Origin of the sequence: Trichloromonas sp. (assembly GCF_041583255.1) — a bacterium.
Taxonomy (GTDB): Bacteria; Desulfobacterota; Desulfuromonadia; order Desulfuromonadales; family Trichloromonadaceae; genus Trichloromonas.
In genome coordinates, this window is sequence record NZ_JBFHGD010000314.1 from 1 (window position 1) to 2,090 (window position 2,090).

Annotated in this window: 3 protein-coding genes and 1 pseudogene; 1 reads left to right on the forward strand and 3 read right to left on the reverse strand. The window is 60.0% G+C overall.

The window, feature by feature from the left end; translation table 11 throughout:
* Positions 1 to 203, forward strand: a pseudogene (locus ABYV89_RS16155) (histidine kinase); the annotation flags it as partial.
* A 38-nt stretch (positions 204 to 241) separates the two neighbouring features.
* Here the strand turns inward: ABYV89_RS16155 and ABYV89_RS16160 are convergent.
* The 3 genes from ABYV89_RS16160 to ABYV89_RS16170 form a co-directional block, all read right to left on the reverse strand.
* Positions 242 to 1,111, reverse strand: a complete 870-nt coding sequence (locus ABYV89_RS16160; protein WP_432823963.1) for a response regulator — start codon at positions 1,109 to 1,111, stop codon at positions 242 to 244.
* 198 nt (positions 1,112 to 1,309) lie between these two features.
* The gene (locus ABYV89_RS16165; protein ID WP_432823964.1) at positions 1,310 to 1,849 is read right to left on the reverse strand and encodes a Spy/CpxP family protein refolding chaperone; all 540 of its coding nucleotides are present in this window, start codon (positions 1,847 to 1,849) and stop codon (positions 1,310 to 1,312) included.
* Positions 1,850 to 1,899: 50 nt separating this feature from the next.
* A partial coding sequence (locus tag ABYV89_RS16170; protein ID WP_432823965.1) for an SH3 domain-containing protein occupies positions 1,900 to 2,090 on the reverse strand: 191 nt, incomplete at its 5' end.

Consider the following 2,090-nt stretch of genomic DNA (forward strand, 5'->3'; position numbering starts at 1 on the left):
GGCAGAGCCGCTATGGCAGCGAACCGTTGCGGGTGCCGGCACTGCGCCAGGACGGCGCCCGGTTTTCAAGCGAGTTTTCCATCGTGCTGGTGAAGGATGGGGAAGGTCGAGCGCTGGGGGTCGCCGCCATCCTGCGCGACGTTTCGGCCCAATGGCAGCGGGAGCAGGAGCTCAAGGCAAGGCTGGCGGCAATGACCGGGTAGCCGGGAGAATCATACTGCCGTGTCGCCATCCACCTGGGTCAGGAGTCCATCTTTCGAACGGCCACCTCATTTATGACCCTGCGGATGACGCTCAACGGCGATGGCTTGGGGAGTATTCTGAGCTTAGCCGATTTGATGAATTTGCGGTCTTCAGCCTTTTGGCTGCCGCTGAAGAAGACAAATCGCCCCTTCAAGTCGGGATCGACTTCTACCGCCTGCTTATACAGCTCGACCCCGTTCAGTTTCGGCATTTCGATATCAGAGACGACCACATCGAAGAACCCCTCCCGTATGCGTGCGAGCCCCTCCTCGCCATCTTCGGCGAGAACCACCTCTGCCTCGGCCATGACCAGGCTTTTGATCAGGTTGGCAATCGCCGGATCATCCTCCACCACCAGGATGCGCCGTTTCCACACCGGCTGCAGCCATCCAATCTTTGCCAAAATACCCTCGCCCCAGGGGAATGACGAAATAAACGTCTCGATATCCTTCCGGTGCTTTTCGATTTCGGCCACCGCCTTCTGGAAGGTCCTGTCATGCCCCTTGAGAGTATCGACGACATAGAGAAATATCTCGTTCCACTCGGAGAACTCGGCGCGGGCAATGACCTCAACCATGGCCTCTTTGGTCAGTTCATCTTTTTTCAGCAAGGCATGAGCGCGAACGAAGGGATCCTCGATAGTCTGCCTGAGGGACTCGTCGAAAGAAAAACAGGCTTCCGGCATGGGCTGCCGGGCCATAAGGCCTGCGCCCTCCAGGAGCAGCGCCTGGTGCTCCGCCTCCTCCGCCGACAGATTCGACAGGAAAGCGGAAAAATCCTGATCCTCGGCAAAAGCCGCCGAGGCCTGTGCGTAAAATTGCGACGCCTTGGCTTCAACTTCTGCCAGCCAGCTGATAATTTCCCTCATGTTCGCCTTCCCTCCCATTGACGACACAGCAAATGAGAAAAGATTAACACATGCTGCCCTTTCCGCAAATCACTTGTCGCGAAAATGCGCTGAAAGGGATGGGACTAAACCATTCGCTGCAGCGGCATCCATCAAAAAGAAAGCGGCTGGCGGTCTTTGACCGCCAGCCGCTGCCGTTTGGTTCAGAAAGTTTCCTTGTTACAGCTGGCCATCCGGCTGCGGACAGTCGCCCTTGCGGGAAGAGTGACCGTCGTTGTGGTGCCTGCCCTTGCCGCCGCGCTGCTCCTGCATCAGCGGGCGCACCTTTTCAGCCCGCTCGCGCTGCTCGGGAGTCAGCTGGGCCTGAATCAGGTTCTGGGTACGGGCCCGTGACACCATCAGCTCGGTACCGACTTCGGCCTTCTTCGAGGCCAGGGCGCGCACCGCCGCCTCATCGAAGCTGTCGGCCTGCACCAGCTGGCGCATCTGCTCGCGGTCTGCCTCCATCTGCTGGCGCAGCGGCTCGGTCTTGGCCCGCTCTGCTGCAAGGATGGTCTGAATCTGGGCCTGCTGGGCCTCGCTCAGGTCGAGAACCTTGGCCATTTTGGCCAGATGCCGACCGCCCCCGCTGCCATCGCCCGCGCCGCCGCGCATTTCGCCCATCATGCGTCCGGCCAGAGGGTCGGCGTGAACCGCGTAAATGGAACCGGCCAGCGCGAAAACGGTCATCAGCGACATGGTTGCAATCTGCTTTTTCATGATGATCTCCTTTGAGCAAGTAGGTTTGTGCCCTGCGGGCACGGGATGAATTAACCGGCGGCGGGGGGCGAGGTGAACTGCACCATCACCCAGCCGTTGATGCCGCCTGGCGTTTCGACGTAATACCAGCCCTCCGAATTGCCGCGGATGTGCAGCCGTTCGCCACGGACCACCTGGCCGCTGATGCCGAAGGACATTCCCGGTCCCGAGCGGATATTGAGCAGGCTCGGCTGCACGATGA